Here is a 23,185-nt window from a genome sequence, read left to right as displayed (position 1 = left end):
TTTCATATGTAACCAGTTAGGGCGTTGGCGGCATGTCGTGCCGTGGATGCCCCAGATCTTCAGGAGCCGCGAGCCCACAAGGAGATGAATCGTCATGCGCGAGCGCAACGCTGAGTGCCATTATCACGCCGGTTTTCGTAATCATGTCTCCACCGAGGCGTTGCCTGGCGCCTTGCCGCAGGGCCAGAACTCTCCCCAGCGTTGCCCCTATGGCCTGTATGCGGAGCAGTTGAGCGGCTCGGCCTTCACGGCACCGCGCAGTCACAACCTACGCAGCTGGCTTTACCGCATTCGGCCCTCGGTCGTGCAGGGCGCCTACCAGCCCATGGAGATGCCGCAGGTCGCCACTGCACCGTTGGCCGAGAGAGTGCCGGACCCCAATCCGATGCGCTGGGACCCCATTGCATTCTCGACAGGGGACTTTCTGGACGGCCTGATCACGTTGGCGGTCAATGGGGATGTCCAGGCGCAGCAGGGCTGTGCCACGCACCTCTATACCTTCTCTCGCGGCATGCAGCAGCGCTTTTTCTACAATGCCGACGGCGAATTGCTGATTGTGCCGCAACAGGGTGCCATCGAGGTGCGCAGCGAGCTGGGCCTGCTGGAAGTCGCCAGCGGCGAGATCGTGGTGATTCCGCGTGGTATCAAGTTTCAGCTCAATCCGCTGGCGGGGCACGCGGAGGGCTGTCGAGGCTATGTGGCCGAGAACTATGGCGCGCCTCTCGAGTTGCCCTCTCTGGGGCCCATCGGCAGCAATGGACTGGCCAACCCGCGTGATTTCCTCGCACCTTCGGCGCGTTTCGAGGACGAAGCCGGTGACTTCACGCTGGTGGCCAAGTTCGGCGGGCGTTTCTGGCGCGCGAGTCTGGATCACTCACCACTCGATGTCGTGGCCTGGCATGGCAATTACGCGCCCTACAAATATGATCTGGCGACCTTCAATACCCTCAACACGGTCAGCTTCGATCATCCGGACCCCTCGATCTTCACCGTGCTGACATCACCATCGGACACCGCTGGGGTCGCCAATCTCGACTTCGTGATCTTCCCGCCGCGCTGGATGGTCGCCGAGAACACCTTCCGCCCCCCATATTTCCATCGCAATCTGATGAGCGAGCTGATGGGACTGATCCATGGTGAATATGATGCCAAGCGCGAAGGCTTCCGCCCGGGTGGCGCGAGTCTGCATAACGCCATGACCCCGCATGGCCCTGACGCTGCCACCTTCGAGGCCGCCACTCAGGCGGAACTCGCCCCCCGCTATCAGGGCAATACGCTCGCCTTCATGTTCGAGAGTCGCTATCTGTTCCAGCCCACCCCACAGGCCCTGTCGTCGAGCGCTCGTCAGCGCGACTACGGCTCGGTCTGGCAGGGGTTGGCGTCTCATTTCACTCCCCGAAAGCGCTGAGATTGGCATGTGCATGCCATCCCGCTCTGGTCTACCCACGTTCTTTCATCCCTCAAGCTTCTCAAGGAGGCAGTCATGAAATTCGCCACTCACCAGGATGGTTCCCGCGATGGAACACTGCTGCTGGTCTCGCGTGATCTGACCCGCGCCGTGAAGGTCGCGGATGTCGCCACGACGCTGCAGGCGCTGCTGGAGGACTGGGCTTCGCTGACACCAGCGCTCGAGAAGCGTTACGCAGCGCTCAATGATGGCACCTTGGCTGATGCGTTCGATCTGGACATGAAGACTCTGCATTCGCCGCTGCCACGCGCTTATCAATGGGCAGACGGCTCGGCGTATCTGAATCATGTCCAGCTGGTGCGTCAGGCACGCGGCGCCGAGATGCCCGAAACCTTCTGGCACGACCCGCTGATGTATCAGGGCGGCAGCGACAGCTTCCTGGCCCCCAACGCCGATATCGTGTGTGTCAGTGAGGAGCATGGCATCGATTTCGAAGGCGAGATCGCCGTCATCACCGATGATGTGCCGATGCAGGTCAGTCCGGAGCAGGCCGAGAGCCACATCCGCCTTGTGATGCTGGTCAATGACGTCAGTCTGCGTGGGTTGATCCCCGGTGAGCTGGCCAAGGGCTTCGGCTTCTTTCAGGCCAAGCCGTCGTCTAGCTTCTCGCCCATCGCCGTGACGCCGGATGAGCTGGGGGATGCCTGGCAGCAGGGGCGCGTGCATCTGCCGCTGAGCGTGCATCTCAATGGTGAGACGTTCGGTGAGCCAGAGTCCGGGCCAGACATGATCTTCAGTTTCCCGCAGCTGGTGGCACATGCCGCCAAGACTCGCCCCCTGGGGGCCGGTGCGATCATCGGTTCCGGCACCGTATCCAATCCCGGCAAGGATGGCGGGCCCGGCAAGCCGATCAGCGAAGGGGGCGTGGGCTACAGCTGTCTGGCGGAGGTGCGCATGGTCGAGAAGATCCTGTTCGATGAGATTCGCACGCCCTTCATGCGTTTCGGTGATCGTATCCGCATTGAGATGTTCGATCGCGATGGCCAGAGCATCTTCGGCGCCATTGATCAGCAGGTGACGCCGTTGGACGCCTGAAGGCGGCCTCATCAGGTAGAACTTCTCAGAGACACGTCTCGGGAAGACGTCGTGTGCCGGTAAGCTTCAAGCCAACTGGGTGCGAGGCAGTGCGGAGGAGCGGCCGGCTTCCAACCGCGTCACAGGGGAGTGCAGCATGAGTTCAATGAGCCTGTATGGCTATTACCGTTCATCTACCAGCTATCGAGTAAGAATCGCGCTGGCGCTCAAGGGGATTGAGGTCGCTCAGGTGCCGGTCAACCTGCTCAAGGGCGAACAGCGCAGCGAGGAGTATCTGGCCATCAATCCCCAGGGGCTGGTGCCGACCCTGATGGTGGGAGATACGGAAACACCTGCGGCCCTGACCCAGTCGCTCGCGATCATGGAATATCTGGAGGAGCGCTGGCCCGCCCCGGCGCTGCTGCCCTCAACGCCGGAGGCGCGTGCGAAGGTGCGCTCACTGTGCCAGTTCATGGCCTGCGAGATGCATCCGCTCAACAATCCGCGCGTGCTCAATTATCTGACCGATCGCCTTGTGGTCACCCAGGCGCAGCGCCTTGAGTGGTATCGACACTGGGTTGCCGAGGGTTTCACACGCCTGGAAGTGTTGCTGGCGGAAAGTGCAGGGCGCTTCTGCCATGGCGATAGCCCGGGCATGGCAGATGCCTGCCTGATGCCCCAGCTCTACAATGCGCGCCGCTTCGAGTGTGAACTCGAGAATTACCCGAGGATTCTGGCCATCGAGGCGGCCTGCCAGTCACTGAACGCTTTCCAGCAGGCGCATCCTGAGCGTCAACCAGATTGTCCGGCCCCCTGACCCCGGTGATAGCCAGACTCGACAGCGCCTCACCCGACACGGTGGGGCGCTGTCGTTTCAGGCGGACTGCACGCGGATGATGGCATTCGACGGCATGTCAGTGGCTGGGCAGAGCGGCGGGAATGACACCTGAGTCGTGTCAGATAGAGGTGTTTCCACCACCGCCCTTGCCGGAACAGCAGCCGCTGGCGGGGGACTGTTCGACCACGGTGGCAGCCGTGGGCGGTGCACAACAGCTGCTGGTGGCGCAGGACGATGCCTGATCGCTGGCTGCCTGCTTGTCTGATGCCTGCGCGTCTGTGGCCTGTTTCGCCTCGCGCAGCTCAACTCGTGCATCGCGAATCACCTGCCAGGCGGATTGCAGGAAGAGTGCGGCGATCGCAGCGCCCAGCAGCACGTCCGGCCAGCGAGAGCCTGTCCAGCCCACCAGTATCGCAGCCCCGAAGACCGAGGCATTGGCGATGATGTCATTGCGTGAGCACAGCCAGGTGGAGCGCATGTTCAGATCATCCGACTTGAAGCGCCACAGCAGGCCGAAGCAGATGAGATTCACAGCCAGCGCCAGCAGGGCGAAGGCGCCCATGCCATGGGCGGCCGGTGCCACGCCGTGCAGTGCCTGATGCCCCGCCTCGCCAAGGACGATCACGCCCAGCACCAGCATCACGATGCCCTTGACCAGCGCGCTCAACGCCCGTGCGCGTACGCTGCGGTGCAGGACATAGAGGGTCAGGGCGTAGACGCTGGCATCGCCGAACATGTCGAGGGAATCCCCCAGCAGCGCGGTGGAACCCAGCCACCAGGCCGCGGTGAATTCGACGAAGAACATGCTGGCATTCAGTGCCAGCAGAATCTTCAACACCTTGCCCTGAGAGGCTCTGAGCTCTGCCAGTTCGCCGGATTTGCTTTCGCAACAGCTTTTCATGGGGTCTTGGCCTCCTGTCGTGTTGCTGACAGCATGGGGGTTATAGTGACTATAAGGTCAAGTCGGCTGACGAAACGGCTGATGCATCGACATGCAACATATCGCGAGAGGAGGAGCCATCGATGACTGCCAGAGAGTCTGCTCGGGAAGGAACGGCGCATCCTTCATCACACGGTGAGGCGGCAATGAGCATCGGTCAGCTGGCCAGCGCCTCTGACGTTCAGGCGGTGACGATCCGCTATTACGAGAAGCAGGGCCTGTTGTCTCCGACGCGGCGGGCCGCCAACGGGTATCGCGAGTATGGCAGTACGCAACTGCGGCGGTTGACCTTCATCCGTCGCTGTCGGCGGCTGGGGTTTTCGCTGGATGATATCCGCGCCTTGCTGGGGCTGGCGGATCAGCAGGCGTTGCCGTGTCATCAGGTCGATGCGCGTATCGAGGCGCAGCTGGCCGAGGTACAGCAGCGCCAGCGAGATCTCGCTGCCATGGAAGAGGAATTGCAACGTCTGACACACTGCTGTGCCGGGGGAGTGATCGCGCAATGCCGTATCGTCGAGCGCTTGTCGGCCGTCGCGGAGACAGAGGAGTGATTGTCGAGTGAGATGGGCCCGCCTCTGTTGCCGAGCCTCGCCAGCCGCTACAATGCGCGCCATTCGTTTCGTTCTGCTATTCACCTAACAGTGCGCGCGGCGTGCCTCACGTCGAGCCGGATGCCTTTCAGCCCATGTCAGATTCCCAGATTGCCAAGGCGGCGGATGTTCGCCGTACATTTGCCATCATCTCTCACCCGGATGCGGGCAAGACCACCATCACCGAGAAGCTGCTGCTGTTCGGGAATGCCATCCAGATGGCCGGCTCGGTCAAGAGCAAGCGGGCCGATCGCCACGCGACCTCCGACTGGATGAAGATGGAGCAGGAGCGTGGCATCTCCGTGACCACCTCCGTGATGCAGTTCCCCTACAAGGACCGCATGGTCAATCTGCTGGATACGCCCGGGCACGAGGACTTCTCGGAAGATACCTACCGGACGCTGACGGCCGTCGACTCGGCGCTGATGGTCATTGACGGTGCCAAGGGTGTCGAGGACCGTACCATCAAGCTGATGGAAGTCTGTCGCCTGCGCACCACGCCGATCCTGACCTTCGTCAACAAGATGGACCGCGAGACGCGTGATCCCATCGAGGTAATGGACGAAGTCGAGACGGTCCTCAACATCCAGTGTGCCCCGATGACCTGGCCGATCGGTGTCGGCAAGGGCTTTAAGGGGGTCTATCACCTGCTCAATGACGAGATCCATCTCTACAAGCAGGGCCAGGGCAACCGCATCCCCGATGATGTGCGCATCAAGGGCCTCGACAGCCCCGAAGCCATTGAAGTGCTGGGCGAAGATCTCATCGAAGAACTAAGCATGGAAGTCGAGCTGGTGCGCGGCGCCTCTCACGAATTCGATCTCGAGGCCTATCGTCGCGGTGATCTGACACCGGTCTACTTCGGGACCGCCATGGGCAACTTCGGCGTACGCGAGATGCTGGATGGCTTCGTCGAATACGCGCCGCCGCCCCAGTCGCGTGATACCGATACCCGTGAAGTCACGGCCCATGACGAACGCTTCACCGGCTTCGTGTTCAAGATCCAGGCCAACATGGACCCGAAGCACCGTGACCGCGTGGCCTTCCTGCGCGTCTGTTCCGGCAAGTACGAGAAGAACATGAAGATGCGTCACGTGCGCATCAACAAGGACGTCAAGATTCCTGACGCCCTGACCTTCATGGCGGCGGACCGCTCCCACGTGGAAGAGGCCTGGCCGGGTGACATCATCGGTCTGCACAACCACGGCACCATCCAGATCGGCGATACCTTCACCATGGGGGAAGACATGCGCTTCACCGGCATCCCTCACTTCGCGCCGGAACTGTTCAAGCGGGTACGCCTGAAGGACCCGCTGAAGATGAAGGCGCTGCAGAAAGGCCTGCAGCAGCTCTCCGAAGAGGGCGCGACCCAGGTCTTCCAGCCGTTCGACAACAATGACCTGATCGTGGGCGCCGTGGGCACCCTGCAGTTCGATGTGGTCGCTCACCGTCTGAAGGAAGAGTACAAGGTCGAGTGCATGTATGAAGCGGTGAACGTGCAGACGGCGCGCTGGATCTATTGCGATGACACCAAGATGCTTGAGGACTTCAAGCGCAAGGCCAGCGCCAATCTCGCCTACGATGGCGGCGGCTTCCTGACCTACATCGCGCCGACTCGCGTCAATCTGCAGTTGACGCAGGAACGTTGGCCGGACATCACCTTCCGCGCCACCCGCGAGCACTGATACGGTTCAGGGGGGGGATGCCCGAGTGGCTCGCATCCGAGTGGCTCGCACCCGAGTGCCCTTCGGCCTGACGAGGCCATCTCCGAGGCCCCCTGATCGATTCAGGATTGATGCGAACGCCGCCCCTTGGGGCGGCGTTCGTGCTTTCGGGCTGAACGTGTCCTCAAGCGTTAGCCACACCAACTCAAGATCGATGACTTTGGCCGCATACTCCCTTGCGAAAGACATGGGGATGGCCAGCGACTCAGGCAGTCACAGGGCGCATGCCTTGGCCTGACAGACGCATGCCCCTAAGGGACATGTCGGTCGCGACAGGACAACAACAATCATCAGGAGGTGGGGCTATGGCCGGTTTCATGAAGGAATTCCGCGATTTCGCGGTCAAGGGCAATGTCGTCGACATGGCGGTGGGCATCATCATCGGGGGGGCGTTCACGCTGATCGTGAAGAGCCTGGTGGGTGACATGCTCAATCCCTTGATCGGACTCTTGATCGGGGGCGTCGATTTCTCCAACTTCTTCTTCGTGCTCAAGGAAGGGGCTCAGGCGGCTCCCTATGTCAGTCTGGAGGCTGCGAGGGATGCGGGGGCCGTGACACTGAACTATGGACTGTTCATCAATGCCATCATCAGCTTCGCGCTGGTGGCGCTGGCCGTCTTCGTGTTGATCCGTCAGATCAACAAGCTCAAGAAGGAAGCCGAGGAAGCGCCGGAAGAGATCACCGACAAGGACTGCCCGTACTGTCTTTCCAAGGTGCCGCTGGCGGCGACCCGTTGTGGCCATTGCACCTCCGAGCTGGCGCCGGTAGCGCCGGTGGAGGCGGCCTAGGCCATCTGTGCCAGTCACGATGGCTGACAGAGCGACATCGACAAACGAAGGGACCGGCCACCAGGCCGGTCCCTTCGTTTGTCTGTCACTGGCTGATATAGCACGATGGCAGTACGACCATCACCGGGATATTGCATGTTGATCGACAGCCATTGCCATCTGGATTTTCCCGTCTTCGCTCAGGATCGTGACGCGGTCATCTCACGTGCCGTGAATGAGAGTGTGTCGAGGTTCGTGGTGCCATCCACCACGGTGGCCAGCTTCGCGGACGTGCTGGAACTCGTGCAGTCATCCCCGCGTATCTTCGGTGCCCTGGGGCTGCATCCCTATTTTCTGTCCGAGCATGGCGAGCGCGCGCTGGCGGCGCTTCATCAGGCCCTCGATCAGCATGCTGGCGAGATCGTCGCGTTGGGCGAATGCGGCTTCGATGCGCGACTGGCCGATCATGACGCCCAATGGCAGCTGTTCGAGGCCCAGCTGAGCATGGCACGCGAATTCTCCCTGCCTGTCATCGTGCATTGCGTGCGTGCCAATGACGAAGTGGCCAAGCGGCTCAAGAACGCGCGCCTCACCCGGGGCGGCATCATTCATGCCTTTGCGGGCAGTCAGGTTCAGGCTGAGCGCTTTCTCGAGCTCGGTTTCGTGCTGGGGCTGGGCGGCAGCGTGACCTACCCGCGTGCCCGCAAACTGCGGGGAGTCGTGGCGTCGCTGCCAAAGGATGGCTTCGTGCTGGAGACCGACAGCCCCGACATGCCGTTGCAGGGCTTTCAGGGGCAACGCAATGAACCGGCCAGGGTGGCGGAGGTGGCAAGGAGTGTGGCATCGCTGCGTGAGTCCACTCTGGAGGCCATCAGCGAGACGACCAGCCGCACCGTGCAGCGTATTCTTCAACTGAGCGCCTGATCTAGACTGAACCCAGCACCTCGGCAGCACTGTGCCACGGGATTCAGGAGATCGCGTCATCATCGGTAACTCAATGCCTCGTAGAACGTCTGCTCATCCGCGACCGGATTCTGACAAGTCCGTACGCGCCTCCTTGAGGCAAGGCCCGCCCCGGGAGCCCCGCCATCGTCTGTGGCTGATACCGCTTCTGCTGATTGCCTCTGTTCTTGCCACCGCCTGGCTGGGCATCAGTCAGATACAGCAACTACGAGCAGGAGAGCAGGACGCGGCGCGTCAGCGCGTCACCATGTGGGCCCAGGCCAGCCAGCGAGCCCTGGAAGGTCAGTTGCGCGAGCATGGCGATTGGCAAGAGGCCACCGAGGAGTTCCTGCGTTTGCCTGCCCCGAACCCTGAGTGGCTGGACTACATGTACGGGCCCGAGTTCTCGATCAATACGGGGATCCATCTCGTCGGGGCCATCAGAGGAAATGGCAAGGCCGCTGTCTGGCAGGAGCGACGTCCGGGGCTTGAGTCCGATGATTGGCAGGGGGCTCAGCCGCTTGCGTGGCGCCGCGCCATGGCCCCCTTGATCGAGAAGGCTCGCCAGACCCCGACGCGATCCGTCATCGCCTGGTTGGTGCTGAACGGGCGGGCCTGGCTGGTGGGCGTGCACGGGCTCTATGCGGATGAAGACGCGCTTCCTTCACGGGAGGAGCAGGGCATGCTGGTGTTCGGGGTCCCCATGCGCCCGGAGTTGCTCAGCGAATCATCCGCTTCCCTGGGAGTGGAAAGACTGGAAGTCGTCAGTCAGTCACGCCAGATAAGCGGGGAAGCCGCTCTCGTCTGTAGCGACCTGCCGGCCATGAAGCGCTTCGATGAGCATGCTGCCATGGCCTGCTGGCAGGATGCAGATGACGTCACCGCGATGCTCAGGCAATTGGGAGCGCCCTTGGGCGCCTTGAGTCTGGTCATCGTGTTGGCGAGTATCGCGACAGGCGTCATGCTGTGGCGCGATCAGCGCCGTCGTCGAGATTGGGCAGCGCAGGGCCTGCAGCGTGAAGCTCAGCTTGAGCAGCATCTTGCCCTGAACGAGCGGTTTCTGGCATTGCCGCATGAAGCGCACAATCCCCAGCACGCCTTGGCTACCTTGTCCGGCTATCTGCGTCGGGTACGAGAGATGACGGGAGCAGAAGTCATCATCTATCGGCGCGAGGTGGGCAACCCCAACGCAGGTTACCTGATCGTCGAGAGTCGTGATGAACGGGAATGGTTGAGTAGTGTCTCGTTGCGGCGTGACCCTCTGTGGCGATTGCCGGCCGGGCGGATCGTGGCCAATCGTGCCACGAATGTGGACGCGTCCACCGAGGAGAGTGCCCAGCTGCTGTGTCAGCGTCTCGGGGCGACCCAGCTGCTGGGCTATTCCGTTTCGCCGCATCCCGGTCGCAGCGAGCTGCTGCTGGTCGCCAGTCGTGGTCAGGCGCTGGAGGAAAGCCTGATGATGCCGGTGCTGGACAGAACCCTGAATGCCTTGATCATTCGTGGACTGGAGCAGGAGCGCTTGCTGCTCCAGCAGCAGGTGCTGCAGGAGCGCGAGACGGATACCGACACCGGGCTATTGAGTCGTGAAGGCATGCTGCGCTTGATCAAGCTGCGTATCGATCAGTTGGGACGTGTCTCGGGGCTTGATGGTTTCGTGCTGATGGCATTGCGTATCGGCGGGCTGCAGGAGCTCTATGAGCATGCGGGGGCGGAGGCGGGCAATCGCCAGCTGGAGTTGCTGCAGCGTCGACTGGACCCCTTGCTTGGCACATCAGGCCATGTCGCACGTCTGGAGACGGATCGTCTCTTGATCATGGTGCCACGACGGCTGCTCGAGGCCGCGCGGGGCGGCATCTGCGGCTGGCTGGATATGCTGCTGGTGGCGGTACGTCACAAGGTGTCGTTCAACGGCGAGGATATCTATCTGCTGCCCAGCCTCGGCATCAGTCGCTTTCCCGAGGATGGTGAGCAGATGGATGCGCTGGTCTACCGCTGTGAGCGCGCATTGCACGACACGCTTCAGCTCAATCGCGAGTGGCACTTCTTCGATGAAGAGGCCGAACGAGAAGTCAGGCGTCTCAAGCAGCTCGAAGCGGAATTCGTCGAGGGATTGCAGCAGGACCAGCTGCGGCTTCATCTGCAGCCGATCGTCGATGGACGGGATGGATCCCTCGTGCTTTCCGAGGCGCTGGTGCGTTGGCAGCATCCGGAGCATGGTCTGCTGGGCTCCGGCGACTTCATGCCGATCATCGAATCCGCCAACCTCGATGTGGCCCTGGGGCGCTGGGTCATCAAGGAGAGCATTGCCACCCTGATCCGTGTGCATGACGCCGGTCATGCGCTGCATCTCAGCGTCAATGTCACGGTCAGACACATGATGGACGAGCGATTTATGGCGGATCTCAAGAGGCTGTTCCAGCGGCCTGAGCTGTGTCGCCAACTGACCATCGAGCTGGTGGAGAGTCAGCTGCCGGAAGATATCCAGAGTCTGGCCATCCTCTTCCAGCGCATTCGCTCACAGGGTGTCGCCCTGGCACTTGATGACTTCGGGACCGGGTACTCGTCCCTGTCGCAATTGCAGCAACTGCCGTTCGACAAGGTGAAGATCGATCGGCAATTCGTGGTCGCGATGGATACCGACAAGGGGCGGGCGATGATTGATGCGATGCTGGGACTGGGGGAGGCCTTCCATCTGGCCGTGGTGGCGGAGGGTATCGAGACCCCTGAGCAACGCACGGCGCTTCTGGCACGCGGCTGTCATCTTCATCAGGGCTATCTCTACTCGCGTCCTCTGCCGTCCGAGCAACTGATCCAGCATCTCAAGGCCGGCAAGCACTGGTTGCCGGCCAGCGTCACTGGCGAAATGGGCTAGCGGTCTCGGCTCTCGCGCTTCGAGATGCCCAGGCCTTGACTCAGCCGGATGCTGCCAAGGTCAGCCTCTGATACAGCCAGGCATTGATACAGACAGGCCCCGACGAATCGCTTCGCCGGGGCCTGTCTGTCATGACGCCGCAGGCGGCTATCCAGGCCAGCCGTGGCGTCCGTGTCACGGCTGGCAGCGCTGCCTGGTGCTCATGTCTTCAAGCTCATGTCTTCAAGTTCACGCCTTGAGCTGTTCCGGGTCACGTCGTTCCAGCGGATAGGGCAGCGGGGCGCGGTGCAAGGGCTCCCCAGTCTCGAGGGTCAGGGGGGCTTCCTCATCGCGCAGGCTCACCACCGCCAGCACTTCCAGGCTGCCATCGGCATTGTTGGCGACCCGCAGGATCTCACCCATGGCCTTGCCTTCTGGCGAGACCACCTTGCCGCCCGGCTGCGGCAGAGGAGTGACCGGCTCTGCCGTCAGGCGCTGCAGGCGCTTCTTGACCTGACCACGGAAGTGGGCGCGGGCCACGACTTCCTGACCGGTATAGCACCCCTTCTTGAAGCTGATGGCCGCCAGCGCTTCCAGGTTGAGCATCTGCGGCAGCCAGGCATCCGTCTGCTCCGAGTCCACCCACTGCAGGCCGGCACGAATGTCCTCGCGCGCCCAGTGATTCTCGTCACCGGTATTGATGCCGCCATCGAGCAGTGCACGGCTGAGTCGGGTCACCTGCGCATCAGAGCCGACCAGTACGCCTCGTGCCATCTCTGCCCCCGGCTGGCGGGCAAGCACGGCATCCGGGGTTGCCAACATGGCGAAATCATGCGGGCCAAGCGCGGTGTGCTGTGAGGAGGCAGCATCGGCCAGTTGCTCGGCCGCCCGGGTCAGGGCGGGCTCTCCCGTGAGCCCCACGACCACGCTATCCTCCCGGACCTCGAGACTCACCTTGTAGAAGGGCGCGAACTTGGCAAGGTGCGCACGCAGGGGCTCCGCCGTACCCGTCGGCATCAGCAGCCACAGGCAATCCTCGCTGAGACGCATCAACTGGGCCATCGCCAGAATCCGCCCCTTGGGTGTGCAGAAGGCGGTCAGCGGAGCGAGTGAGCCATCCACCAGCGCAAGCTGCTGCGAGGTCTGGCCCTGGAGAAAGCGCTCACCATCCGCGCCATTGACCGCGAGTACCTCGAAGCAGGAGAGGGGCGTGAGACTCCCGGCGCCATCGGTCTCGGGGGCAAGCGGCGACTCGGGGGCAAGCTTGCCCGCCTGTGTCGCGTGAAAGCCGTGGGCTTGCATCAGGGTCTTGAAATCAGTCATGTCGCGCTATCCTGTCGCAAAGGAGGGGTCCGCCGCAGGCGGTTCAATGCCTGAGAATTGCCAGCGGTACATTCGATGCAGGCATTGTCACGCGGCAGTGGTCAGCTGTCAGCCCCCGGCAGGGCAACACGGCATCTTTCGGGGGCATCCACTGGCATGAAAGCCTGAGACGACTCGCTGGCATGCATGGGGGAGCCCTCGTCAAACGTGGTATTCTTGGCGGTTTGATCGCGCCTGCGATCCTTTTTATCCAGCGAGACAGGAATCACGAGATGGCCAGCTTTTCCCTTACATTGATCGGTGTCGAGAGCGTCAAGGATGTCAACAAGGTCACCACTGCCTTGATGATGATGGACGGGGTCAAGGAGGCCGAGGTCGGGCGTGGCTTTGCCGAGGTCGAAGGGCAGGTGCGGTATGACGCCGTGGTCAAGACCGTCGAGAAGGCGGGTTACAAGGTGAAGTGAGCGCTCTGCTCGCCAGCAGGCTCGGATGCGTCTCGCGAGAGTCCACGACAAGGAGGTAGTGCATGAGCATCGAGGTGATTACCCGCAAGGCTGGCAGCTTCGTCCATCGGGTTCAGGTCGCGAGCTTCGAGGAACTGCTGGTGGATGTGCCCACCGTGGTGGGTGGCGAGGACAGTGCGCCGGACCCGCACGACTACTTTGATCTCTCGCTGGGTGCCTGCAAGTCGATCACCGTGTTGATGTATGCGCGGCGCAAGGGGCTGCCACTCGCGTCCATCGTGACCACGGTGGACCGTGATGACAGTGATGAGCGTCGCGCAGGTGAGAACGCGGAGTATCGTCTGAGCGTCAGCATGCACTTCCAGGCTGAGGATGGTGCGGAACTCGATGAGGTGACGCGTCAGCGCCTGCTCGAGATTTCCGAGCGTTGCCCCATCCATCGACTGATGACCAGCACCCGGGTCAGTGTGACGAGTCGCGAGATATCACCCGAGTAGGGCGCGGTGTCCTTTCGCAAGTCTGGCCGCCACCGTCAGTTGAAGAGCGGCATGACCGCCACCATTGAGAGCGCATGAGCAAACCATTTCGCATCAATTCCAAGTTCAAGCCAGCCGGTGATCAACCGGCTGCCATCGAGAAGCTGATCACTGGCCTGGAAGCGGGTCTTGCGCATCAGACGCTTCTGGGTGTGACCGGCTCGGGCAAGACGTTCACCGTCGCCAACATCGTGGAGCGTCTGCAGCGCCCCGCGATCGTGATGGCGCCCAACAAGACGTTGGCAGCCCAGCTCTATGGCGAGTTCAAGTCGTTCTTCCCTGACAACGCCGTCGAGTACTTCGTCTCCTATTACGATTATTACCAGCCCGAAGCCTATGTCGCGTCCTCGGATACCTTCATCGAGAAGGACGCCTCGATCAACGACCACATCGAGCAGATGCGCCTGTCAGCGACCAAGGCGCTGCTGGAGCGGCGCGATGCGATCATCGTGGTCTCCGTCTCGGCGATCTACGGCCTGGGTGACCCGGATCAGTACCTGAAGATGCGTCTGCACTTCAATCGTGGTGAGCAGATCGACCAACGCGGTTTCCTCAGGCGCCTGGCGGAGCTGCAGTACACCCGCAACGACATGGATTTCCGGCGCGGTACCTATCGCGTGCGCGGCGACGTGATCGACATCTTCCCGGCGGACTCCGAGGAGCAGGCCGTGCGTGTCGAGCTGTTCGATGACGAGATCGACTCCATCCGCCTGTTCGATCCGCTGACTGGCGAAGTGGCCGAGTCGGTGCCGCGCATGACCATCTACCCCAAGAGCCACTACGTGACGCCGCGCGAGACCATCGTCGCCGCGGTCGATCACATCAAGGAAGAGCTGGTCGAGCGCCTCGATTACCTGCGCAAGCACGACAAGCTGGTCGAGGCGCAGCGTCTGGAGCAGCGTACCCTCTACGACATCGAGATGATGATGGAGCTGGGCTACTGCAACGGCATCGAGAACTACTCGCGCTATCTGTCCGGGCGTGATCCCGGCAATGCGCCGCCGACCTTCTTCGATTACCTGCCCAAGGACGCGCTGGTCTTCATCGACGAGTCCCACGTCAGCGTGCCTCAGGTCGGCGGGATGTATCGCGGTGACCGTTCACGCAAGGAGACGCTGGTCGAATACGGCTTCCGTCTGCCGTCGGCGCTGGACAATCGCCCGATGAAATTCGAGGAGTGGGAGAGCATCCTGCCCCAGACCGTCTTCGTCTCGGCGACGCCCGGTACCTATGAAGAAGAGCATGCCGGGCAGGTGGTGGAGCAGGTCGTCCGTCCCACGGGGCTGCTTGATCCGGTCATCGAGGTGCGCTCTGCCTCGACCCAGGTCGATGACGTGCTTTCCGAGATCAAGGCGCGCACCGAGGTCGGTGAGCGCGTTCTGATCACCACGCTGACCAAGCGCATGGCGGAAGACCTGACCGAGTATCTGGGAGAGCACGATGTTCGGGTGCGCTATCTGCACTCGGATATCGACACCGTCGAGCGCGTCGAGATCATCCGGGATCTGCGTCTTGGCAAGTTTGATGTGCTGGTCGGCATCAACCTGCTGCGTGAGGGCCTTGATATCCCGGAAGTCTCGCTGGTGGCGATTCTGGATTCCGACAAGGAGGGCTTTTTGCGCTCCGAGCGCTCCCTGATCCAGACCATCGGCCGTGCGGCGCGCAACGCCAACGGCAAGGCCATTCTGTATGGCGATCGCATCACCGATTCCATGCAGCGTGCGATAGCCGAGACGGAGCGCCGCCGTGAGAAGCAGATGGCCTTCAATGAAGAGCACGGCATCACGCCGCGTACCATCACCAAATCGGTGGCGGATATCATGGAAGGTGCCCAGGCACCGGGACGCAAGAGCAGTCGTCGCAAGGGCAACGAGCGACAGGTGGCGGAAGAGACGCCGGACTATGCGGCTCTGGCGGCTCAAGGCCCTCAGGCACTCGAGAAGGAAATCAGCCGGCTGGAAGATGCCATGTTCGCGGCGGCCAAGAATCTCGAATTCGAGGAAGCCGGTCGACTGCGCGATCAGATCAATGACGTGCGCAATCGCCTGCTCGCGCTGGGCTGACGCTACTCTCCATCCCCCAGCATTCGCGTTGCTAAAGGCATGACCCTGCGCGCCCGACGATGTCACCCATCGTCGGGCGCGTGGCGTTCAGGCCTAGCGGGTATCTGACGGGGAGGTGCCATCAGCAGGTTATCCCGTTATCTTGTCTATTGCGTCGCAGATCATCATATTGCAGCTCAGTGCATGGCTCAGGGGCAACCGGTTGCCTCGGGAGGGCGGCAGGATTGCTTTTCCTACAACCTTGGGCGTAGCCGGGGTGGGTGCAGCAATGCGACCTGATGGTGCAAGTGAAGAGGGAATTCCTGTCAACTGCGTCTTCACATACGCCAATGACTGGCTTTCATCGTCAATGCCAACGATTGTCTGGCCAGAATGGAAAGCACAGTCTTTTTCGCTATTGGTAGGGCCTTGGCCTGCATTCATGAGCGCTCAAACGGTCGCTTTACATGCGTATTCGCTGCTGCCAATAATGCTTTCAAGGCATTCCTGGCGTGGCGAGTCGCCTGCCTGCAGGCTGGCAGCGGCGGACAAGGTCAGTGAATGACAGCGATTGTCGCCAGTCCTTTACGGGCAGCGCAATGCTGCCGCAAGGCACCCGTCAGGTCTGCCCGGCCGTAGTACAACAATAGTAGTACAACAATAATCGGGAACAGGAATTCTCATCATGATGCGCAGGTCTCTTCTCGCTCTCGGTATCGCCGCGGCGATGTCCACTCAGGCTCAGGCAGATATCACCATCGCCATGGCAGGCCCGGTCACGGGGCCGGTCGCCCAGTACGGTGACATGCAGTTCATCGGTGCCGAGATGGCCATCGAGCGGATCAATGCCGCCGGCGGCGTCGACGGCGAGATGCTCAAGGGCGTCAAATACGACGACGCCTGTGATCCCAAACAGGCGGTGGCGGTGGCCAACCAGATCGTCAATGACGGCGTCCAGTACGTGATCGGCCACCTGTGCTCCAGCGCGACGCAACCGGCCTCGGACATCTACGCCGAGGAAGGCGTGATGATGATCACGGCGGCGTCCACCAGTCCGACCATCACCGAGCAGGGCTATGAGCTGGTCTTCCGCACCATCGGCCTGGACTCGCTGCAGGGGCCGGTTGCGGGGCGCTATATCGCCGAGACGATCAAGCCCAAGCACATGGCCGTGATCCACGACAAGCAGCAGTACGGGGAGGGTATCGCCACCGGCGTGCGCGATACCGTCGAGGAAGCGGGTATCGATGTGGTGCTGTTCGAGGGCATCACGGCGGGTGACAAGGATTTCTCGGCGCTGATCTCCAAGCTCAAGAAGGAGAACGTCGACTTCGTCTACTACGGCGGCTATCACCCGGAACTGGGCCTCTTGCTGCGTCAGTCGCGTGAACTGGGCTTCGACGCGCCCTTCATGGGGCCGGAAGGGGTCGGGAATCCGGACATTTCCAAGATTGCCGGCCAGGCCTCGGAAGGCCTGTACGTGACACTGCCGCCGGCCTTCGAGAATGACCCGAAGAACGCGGATCTGGTCGCGGCCTTCAAGGACAAGGAGCAGGACCCTTCCGGTCCGTTCGTCATGCCCGCCTACACCGCAGTGGAGCTGATCGCCGATGGCATCAAGGGCGCCGACTCCACCGACCCCTATGATGTCGCGGAATATCTCAAGGCCAACAGCTTCGACACGCCCATCGGCAAGGTCGAATACGATGAGAAGGGCGATCTGAAGGACTTCAACTTCGTCGTCTACAACTGGCACGCCGACGGTACCAAGAGCGAAGCGGCACATTGATCAGCGGCTGATATCAGCACTCGCTGCGGTCTCGTGACCTGTCATGAGGCTCGGCGGATCAATGCCGACACGCTGTCCCGTCATGCCGCGTGGCATGGCGGGCCTCTCCGTTCGGTCGAGTTCATGGCGATGCAACATCGCCGTGCCTTCCCGTCGTCGTCGCGCATGCGGCATTTCCCTGACAGTCTCCGGCCACAAGCCGAACACTGTCGCGGCCAAGGGTCGTTTCAATGGAAGACATCCTCTACTTCCTGCAGCAGGTCATCAATGGCCTGACCATCGGCAGTACCTATGCCTTGATCGCCATCGGCTACACGATGGTCTACGGCATCATCGGCATGATCAATTTCGCCCACGGCGAGATCTACATGATCGGCACCTACGTGACCTTCATCGTCATCGCGGCGCTGGGCATGCTGGGCATCGCCAACCCCTTCTTCCTGATGGCGGCCGCCTTGCTGGTGGCGGTGCTGGTGTCCTGTGCCTACGGTTTCGCCGTGGAGCGGGTGGCCTATCGCCCGGTGCGAGGCTCCAAGCGTCTGATCGCGCTGATCTCGGCGATCGGCATGTCGATCTTCCTGCAGAACTACATGCGTCTGGCCCAGGGCTCGCGGGACATGGCGATCTCCAGCCTGATCCCGGGCGGCTGGGAGTTCGGGCTGGAAAGCTTCGCGGTCAATCTGTCCTACATGCAGGTGATCATCTTCAGCGTCACGCTGGTGTGCATGCTGCTGCTGTCGTCGTTCATCTCGCGCTCGCGCCTGGGGCGTGCCTGTCGTGCCTGCTCCCAGGATGCCGGCATGGCGCGTCTGCTGGGCATCAATACCGACATGATCATCTCGATGACCTTCGTGATCGGGGCGGCGCTTGCCGCCGTGGCGGGACTGCTGCTCGGCATGTACTACGGCGTGGTCAATCCCTACATCGGCTTCCTGGCCGGGCTCAAGGCGTTCACGGCGGCGGTGCTGGGCGGTATCGGCAGTATCCCCGGCGCGATGCTGGGTGGCCTGCTGCTGGGCGTCGCGGAGGCGCTGACCGGCGGCTATCTGTCCACGGAATACAAGGACGTGGTGGCCTTCGGACTGCTGATCCTGATTCTGCTGTTCCGTCCCTCCGGGATTCTCGGCAAGCCCGAAGTGGAGAAGATCTGATGCCCAAGCTTGCGAAACAGACTCTGAAGACAGCGGGCACCTCGCCCGCCGAGACGATTCCGCCACAGCCTTCCTATCGTCGTCCCTGGTGGTCGGCACTTGCGGCCGCCGTGTTGACTCTCGTGCTGGGTGGCTCGGTACTGGGGGTGCAGCTCGAGTCCACCGGTATCACCACCACGGTACGCTTGATGGGCATGGACACCTGGGGCTGGTTGCTGGCCGCGTCACTGGCCGTCTTCCTGCACCAGCTGGTGCGGCCACAGATCGAGGAATGGCGTGCGCGTACCCGCAAGCCATCACGTTTCCGCGTCCCCGACGTGATGAGCGGTCAGAAGCGTCAGCTGTGGATCATGCTGGCCATCGGTGCGCTGCTGATCTTCCCGTTTCTGTCCAACCGCTCGGCGGTGGATCTCGCGACCCTGACGCTGATCTACATCATGCTGGGCCTGGGGCTCAACGTGGTGGTGGGTCTCGCGGGACTGCTGGATCTCGGTTACGTGGGCTTCTATGCGGTCGGTGCCTATACCTACGCACTGCTCAATAGCTACCTGGGCTTCAGCTTCTGGGAAGCGCTGCCCATCGCGGGGTTGATGACGGCGCTGTTCGGCTATCTGCTCGGCTTCCCCGTGCTGCGGCTGCGGGGTGACTACCTGGCCATCGTGACGCTGGGCTTCGGCGAGATCATCCGTATCCTGCTCAACAACTGGACGGAGCTGACCGGCGGCCCGAATGGCATCGCGCGCATACCCAAGCCGACCTTCTTCAATCTCGAGTTCTCGCGGCGAGCCGATGAGGGCAACATCGCCTTCCATGAGTTCTTCGGCATCGACTACGACCCGGCCTTCAAGGTGATCTATCTGTACCTGCTGGCCTTGATCCTGGTGCTGATCACGCTGTTCGTGATCTATCGGCTGTTGCGCATGCCCATCGGGCGGGCGTGGGAGGCGCTGCGCGAGGATGACATCGCCTGTCGTTCACTGGGCATGAATCCCACCGGCATCAAGCTCTCGGCCTTCACGATCGGGGCGAGTTTCGCGGGCTTCGCCGGTGCCTTCTTCGCCGCGCGTCAGGGCTTCATCAGTCCCGAGTCCTTCACCTTCATCGAGTCAGCGATCATTCTCGCCATCGTGGTGCTGGGCGGAATGGGCTCGCAGCTAGGAGTCATCCTGGCGGCGATCGCCATGACGCTGTTGCCGGAGCTGGCCCGTGAGTTCAATGAATATCGCATGTTGCTGTTCGGGCTGATGATGGTGCTGATGATGGTGTGGCGTCCTCAAGGCCTGGTGCCGCTCAAACGACCGCAGATGGAGCTCGACCGTGGCTGACGCACATGACAAGCAAGCATTCGACAATGAGGCGCCAGCCACTTCCTCACACCGCCAGGCACGCGCCGAGGGCGGGGCACCGCTGCTGGACGTACGTGATCTCACCATGCAGTTCGGTGGCCTCAAGGCCGTGGACGGCGTGACGCTTCAGGTACATCCGGGCGAGGTGGTATCGGTCATCGGGCCGAATGGTGCGGGCAAGACCACCGTCTTCAACTGCATCTCCGGCTTCTATCAGCCCACCGGCGGCGAGGTGTATTTCCAGAATCGCGCCATGCATCGCCTGCCGGGGTACCGGATCGCCCAAGCTGGCATGGTACGCACCTTCCAGAACGTGCGGCTGTTCAAGGAGATGACGGTCATCGAGAACCTGCTGGTGGCGCAGCACATGCACGCCGAGCGCAATCTTCTCAAGGGCCTGTTCAAGACGCCGGGCTATCGCCGCAGTGAAAAGGCGCTGATGCAGCATGCCGGTGACTGGCTGGAGCGAGTCGGTCTGCTCGAATTCGCCAATCGCGAGGCCGGCAATCTGGCCTATGGCCAGCAGCGGCGACTCGAGATCGCGCGATGCATGGTGGCCAGGCCACGGCTGCTGATGCTGGATGAGCCGGCGGCCGGCCTCAACCCCAACGAGACCCGGGATCTCGATGATCTGATCGTCAGCCTGACCCGCGATGAGGGTATCTCGGTGCTGTTGATCGAGCATGACATGAGTCTGGTGATGGGCATCTCGGATCACATCTACGTGGTCAATCAGGGTCAGCCGCTGGCGGATGGCTGCCCGGATGACATTCGACGCAACGATGCCGTGATCAAGGCCTATCTGGGGGAGGAATGAGCATGAGTGAGCATGTTGATGCAGTCATGCCAGAGACCGTGCCTGCCAGCGAGGCACTCGCGCCGCGGGATGCCATGCTGGCGCTCGAGCACCTGACGACACATTACGGGCCGGTGCAGGCGCTCAATGATGTCTCGCTGGCCGTGGGGCAGGGCGAGATCGTGACGCTGATCGGCGCCAACGGCGCCGGCAAGACGACGCTTTTGATGTCGATTTGTGGCGATCCGCGCCCGACCAGCGGGCGGGTGTGGTTCGAGGGCGAGGAGATCACCGGCACACCCACGGCGCGCGTGATGCGCGGTGGGCTGTCGGTGGTGCCCGAAGGTCGCCGCATCTTCACCGGCATGACGGTGGAGGAGAATCTCGCCATGGGCGGCTATTACCAGAGCAAGGAGGAGAACGAACGCAGCATCGAGCATGTGCTGGGGCTCTTCCCGCGCCTCAAGGAGCGCTTCCATCAGCGCGGCGGCACCATGTCCGGTGGCGAGCAGCAGATGTTGGCCATCGGGCGTGCCTTGATGAGTCGGCCGCGACTGTTGTTGCTCGATGAGCCTTCGCTGGGACTGGCGCCCATCGTGATCGGGCAGATCTTCGAGATCGTCGAGCAGTTGCGCGAGCAGGGCACCACCATCTTCCTGGTGGAGCAGAATGCCCATCGCGCCTTGTCGATCGCCGATCGCGGCTATGTGCTGGAACACGGTCGCGTGGTGCTGGCGGACAGCGGCAAGGCGCTGCTGGCCAATGACGAGGTCCGCCGCGCCTATCTTGGCGGCTGAGAGGTCTGGCACGTGATTCGCTGTCGCGTCTCACCGGAGGAAGGCAATGCAACAGAACGCGCCCCTGTCACTGAACCCTCGGTGGCAGGGGCGCTTTCTTGAGGACGCGATGCAGGGTGCGAGCCAGGGGGCGGGTAAAAGTGGCGTGAATGGCTTACGCCGAGAGAGGTGTCACGAATTCTTCCGGAGCATAGGCGACGCCGTCATGGATACGATAATGATCGGTAGGGCCGGAGACCTGGCAATTGCTGACGCAGGCCTGGCTGGCGGGAAGCTGGCGCAGCGGATAGCGCACACCGGATTGACACAGTTCCAGCATCTTCTTGAGCGCGCTGCGCTCACAGAAGCCGCACAGGCATTCAAGGGCATTGTCGAGACAGTCTTCCTCGCTCATGCCTGCCCCATAGATGCGCTTGTCATCACAGACGACGAACCCGAGCGCTCCGGGGAGAGGGGTGGTTGGCATGTCGTCTGCCGTATCGGGTACTGCACTGAGAATGTTATCGGCCATGATGAACCTCATCGTGATGGGGGTTCCGGCGTCTCCTCGCCAGTCGCAAGCGTGTGGATCCATGACCCTCTCTGGTCATGTCTGTACCCAGAGTAGACGGCCGTTGGCAAAGTGCCATGCAACACCGCTCCAGGTGTCAGGGAAGTGTCGATGCTGCGGCAGCAATGTGACAGATGAATGACGATTGGATGACGGAAATTCCCCGGTTCACCGGGCCTGACAGGGCGTCGATTGGCGATAGCGCATGTTGAGGGCCAGCAGGATCGCGGCGCTTTCCGCATCAAACTGGCCACTGATGGCCCCGGGGCGAAAGTGCGCCTGGAACGCGGCGATCGCCATCCAGGGTCGCTCGGCCTCCACTGGATAACCATAGTGGGCGAGTGCCGCGATCAAGGTCTTCTCTGCGGGCAGTCCATCGCTGGCCATCTGTCGTCGAAAGCAGCTGACGTCGGCATCCCGTGGCCAGGCCCCTATGCCGGCTTCATGCAGACGGCGCCAGGGGAAGCGCGGGCCCGGGTCGGTCTTGCGGTCCGGGGCGATGTCGGAGTGTCCGACGACATCCACTGCCTTGATGTCATGGCGGTGCACAATGGGGGAGGCCAGCGCGATCAAGGCCGCGATCTGCTGCTCGTTCCAGGCCGCGAAGTGGCGATCAGGGGACCAGCGCCTTGCCACGCCGGAAGCTCGGGTCTCCGTCTGCCCGGGTGCCAGGGGCGTGAGCGCTTCGGGCCCGGCATTGACCATCTCGATGCCGATGGAGGTGTCGTTGAGGTGGCCGCGTTCATCCCACTGGCTGATGCCGGCGTGCCAGGCGCGGCGGTTCTCTGACACCAGCGGGTAGACACGGGGAAGCGCTTCGCCATCTGCAGGTGCCGAGAGCAGGTAATGCGCGCTGACGTCAGCGCCGGTGAGGCTGATCAGAGAGCCTGTGAGATCATCATCGGTGTAATGCAGAACCAGATGGCGCACGCGAGAATTGCTTTGACTCTCGGTGCTGGCCTCCATCCGCTGATAGCTCCCCGAGGCCTCGTCAGTGTCCGACCGGGAATGCTGCATGCAGCCCGACAGCAGCGTCAGCGAGGCTATCGTCAAGCAGGTGAGAGGGCGAAACGCGTTGAAGCCTGATGTCATGAGTCGCTCGCGAGGGGAAGTGGCAGTGAAGAGGTGGCAGTGAATCGGGGGTCATCGCGCGGGGCATGATGGCAGTCTCCACGCCCGTCATTTGCGCTGGATGAGCTGGGATGTCCTGACATGCGGGTTGCAGGATTCGCTCTGCCGCCGCGTGCTCGCTTGAGG

20 protein-coding genes are annotated in these 23,185 nt (G+C 62.1%); 16 read left to right on the top strand and 4 right to left on the bottom strand.

Annotated elements, in window-relative coordinates:
- Window positions 1-94: 94 nt before the first annotated feature.
- The 3 genes from hmgA to maiA all read left to right on the top strand — a co-directional run bounded on the left by hmgA (window position 95) and on the right by maiA (window position 3,299).
- The gene (gene hmgA / locus HXS66_RS09670; protein ID WP_176503429.1) at window positions 95-1,408 is read left to right on the top strand and encodes a homogentisate 1,2-dioxygenase; all 1,314 of its coding nucleotides are present in this window, start codon (window positions 95-97) and stop codon (window positions 1,406-1,408) included.
- A 75-nt stretch (window positions 1,409-1,483) separates the two neighbouring features.
- Window positions 1,484-2,503: a fumarylacetoacetate hydrolase family protein gene (locus HXS66_RS09665; RefSeq protein WP_176503428.1), complete on the top strand. Its 1,020-nt coding sequence runs from the start codon at window positions 1,484-1,486 to the stop codon at window positions 2,501-2,503.
- A 145-nt stretch (window positions 2,504-2,648) separates the two neighbouring features.
- Window positions 2,649-3,299 carry a maleylacetoacetate isomerase gene (maiA, locus tag HXS66_RS09660; protein WP_176503462.1) on the top strand — a complete coding sequence of 217 codons (651 nt, stop codon included), beginning with the start codon at window positions 2,649-2,651 and terminating at the stop codon, window positions 3,297-3,299.
- A gap of 139 nt (window positions 3,300-3,438) precedes the next feature.
- Here maiA and HXS66_RS09655 read toward each other — a convergent pair whose 3' ends face one another.
- Complete coding sequence (locus tag HXS66_RS09655; protein WP_176503427.1) at window positions 3,439-4,221, bottom strand: cation transporter; 783 nt, start codon at window positions 4,219-4,221, stop codon at window positions 3,439-3,441.
- 122 nt (window positions 4,222-4,343) lie between these two features.
- Here HXS66_RS09655 and HXS66_RS09650 point away from each other — a divergent pair, with 122 nt between their 5' ends.
- The 5 genes from HXS66_RS09650 (at window position 4,344) to HXS66_RS09630 (ending at window position 11,155) form a co-directional block, all read left to right on the top strand.
- The gene (locus tag HXS66_RS09650; RefSeq protein ID WP_255303185.1) at window positions 4,344-4,811 is read left to right on the top strand and encodes a MerR family DNA-binding protein; all 468 of its coding nucleotides are present in this window, start codon (window positions 4,344-4,346) and stop codon (window positions 4,809-4,811) included.
- A gap of 134 nt (window positions 4,812-4,945) precedes the next feature.
- Window positions 4,946-6,535 (top strand): peptide chain release factor 3, encoded by a 1,590-nt coding sequence (locus tag HXS66_RS09645; protein ID WP_077375880.1) that lies wholly within the window; start codon window positions 4,946-4,948, stop codon window positions 6,533-6,535.
- A gap of 344 nt (window positions 6,536-6,879) precedes the next feature.
- A complete protein-coding gene (gene mscL / locus HXS66_RS09640) occupies window positions 6,880-7,362 on the top strand; it encodes a large conductance mechanosensitive channel protein MscL (RefSeq protein WP_077375883.1) in 483 nt (160 codons plus the stop codon).
- 135 nt (window positions 7,363-7,497) lie between these two features.
- On the top strand, window positions 7,498-8,265 hold the full coding sequence (locus HXS66_RS09635) for a TatD family hydrolase (RefSeq protein WP_176503426.1): 768 nt from the start codon (window positions 7,498-7,500) through the stop codon (window positions 8,263-8,265).
- A gap of 133 nt (window positions 8,266-8,398) precedes the next feature.
- The gene (locus tag HXS66_RS09630) at window positions 8,399-11,155 is read left to right on the top strand and encodes an EAL domain-containing protein (RefSeq protein WP_176503425.1); all 2,757 of its coding nucleotides are present in this window, start codon (window positions 8,399-8,401) and stop codon (window positions 11,153-11,155) included.
- A gap of 228 nt (window positions 11,156-11,383) precedes the next feature.
- On the opposite strand, the gene HXS66_RS09625 is transcribed toward HXS66_RS09630, so the two are convergent.
- A complete protein-coding gene (locus tag HXS66_RS09625) occupies window positions 11,384-12,457 on the bottom strand; it encodes a folate-binding protein YgfZ (protein WP_176503424.1) in 1,074 nt (357 codons plus the stop codon).
- A gap of 272 nt (window positions 12,458-12,729) precedes the next feature.
- On the opposite strand from HXS66_RS09625, the gene HXS66_RS09620 reads away from it, so the two are divergent.
- The 8 genes from HXS66_RS09620 (at window position 12,730) to HXS66_RS09585 (ending at window position 21,378) form a co-directional block, all read left to right on the top strand.
- Window positions 12,730-12,921, top strand: a complete 192-nt coding sequence (locus HXS66_RS09620; protein WP_077375895.1) for a hypothetical protein — start codon at window positions 12,730-12,732, stop codon at window positions 12,919-12,921.
- 62 nt (window positions 12,922-12,983) lie between these two features.
- On the top strand, window positions 12,984-13,418 hold the full coding sequence (locus HXS66_RS09615) for an OsmC family protein (RefSeq protein ID WP_176503423.1): 435 nt from the start codon (window positions 12,984-12,986) through the stop codon (window positions 13,416-13,418).
- A 74-nt stretch (window positions 13,419-13,492) separates the two neighbouring features.
- Window positions 13,493-15,520 carry an excinuclease ABC subunit UvrB gene (gene uvrB / locus HXS66_RS09610; RefSeq protein WP_077375901.1) on the top strand — a complete coding sequence of 676 codons (2,028 nt, stop codon included), beginning with the start codon at window positions 13,493-13,495 and terminating at the stop codon, window positions 15,518-15,520.
- 667 nt (window positions 15,521-16,187) lie between these two features.
- Entirely contained in the window at window positions 16,188-17,288 is a 1,101-nt protein-coding gene (locus tag HXS66_RS09605) for a branched-chain amino acid ABC transporter substrate-binding protein (protein WP_371861074.1), read from the top strand.
- 230 nt (window positions 17,289-17,518) lie between these two features.
- Window positions 17,519-18,439 (top strand): high-affinity branched-chain amino acid ABC transporter permease LivH, encoded by a 921-nt coding sequence (gene livH / locus HXS66_RS09600; protein WP_043336883.1) that lies wholly within the window; start codon window positions 17,519-17,521, stop codon window positions 18,437-18,439.
- On the top strand, window positions 18,439-19,764 hold the full coding sequence (locus HXS66_RS09595; protein ID WP_077375907.1) for a high-affinity branched-chain amino acid ABC transporter permease LivM: 1,326 nt from the start codon (window positions 18,439-18,441) through the stop codon (window positions 19,762-19,764). The genes livH and HXS66_RS09595 overlap by 1 nt, the downstream gene beginning before the upstream one ends.
- An 82-nt stretch (window positions 19,765-19,846) precedes the next feature.
- Entirely contained in the window at window positions 19,847-20,602 is a 756-nt protein-coding gene (gene livG, locus HXS66_RS09590; protein ID WP_084209691.1) for a high-affinity branched-chain amino acid ABC transporter ATP-binding protein LivG, read from the top strand.
- Window positions 20,603-20,676: 74 nt separating this feature from the next.
- The gene (locus HXS66_RS09585) at window positions 20,677-21,378 is read left to right on the top strand and encodes an ABC transporter ATP-binding protein (protein WP_084209692.1); all 702 of its coding nucleotides are present in this window, start codon (window positions 20,677-20,679) and stop codon (window positions 21,376-21,378) included.
- A gap of 154 nt (window positions 21,379-21,532) precedes the next feature.
- Here HXS66_RS09585 and HXS66_RS09580 read toward each other — a convergent pair whose 3' ends face one another.
- Window positions 21,533-21,889, bottom strand: a complete 357-nt coding sequence (locus HXS66_RS09580) for a hypothetical protein (protein ID WP_176494016.1) — start codon at window positions 21,887-21,889, stop codon at window positions 21,533-21,535.
- Between the two features lie 207 nt (window positions 21,890-22,096).
- Window positions 22,097-22,858, bottom strand: coding sequence for an N-acetylmuramoyl-L-alanine amidase (locus HXS66_RS09575; protein ID WP_255303184.1), 762 nt, complete (start codon window positions 22,856-22,858; stop codon window positions 22,097-22,099).
- Window positions 22,859-23,185: the final 327 nt, after the last annotated feature.

This window comes from Cobetia sp. 5-11-6-3, from assembly GCF_013374055.1.
Taxonomy (GTDB): Bacteria; Pseudomonadota; Gammaproteobacteria; order Pseudomonadales; family Halomonadaceae; genus Cobetia; species Cobetia marina.
Note: the sequence above shows the minus strand (reverse complement) of the source record. Positions and strands in the feature narration are given on the sequence as shown.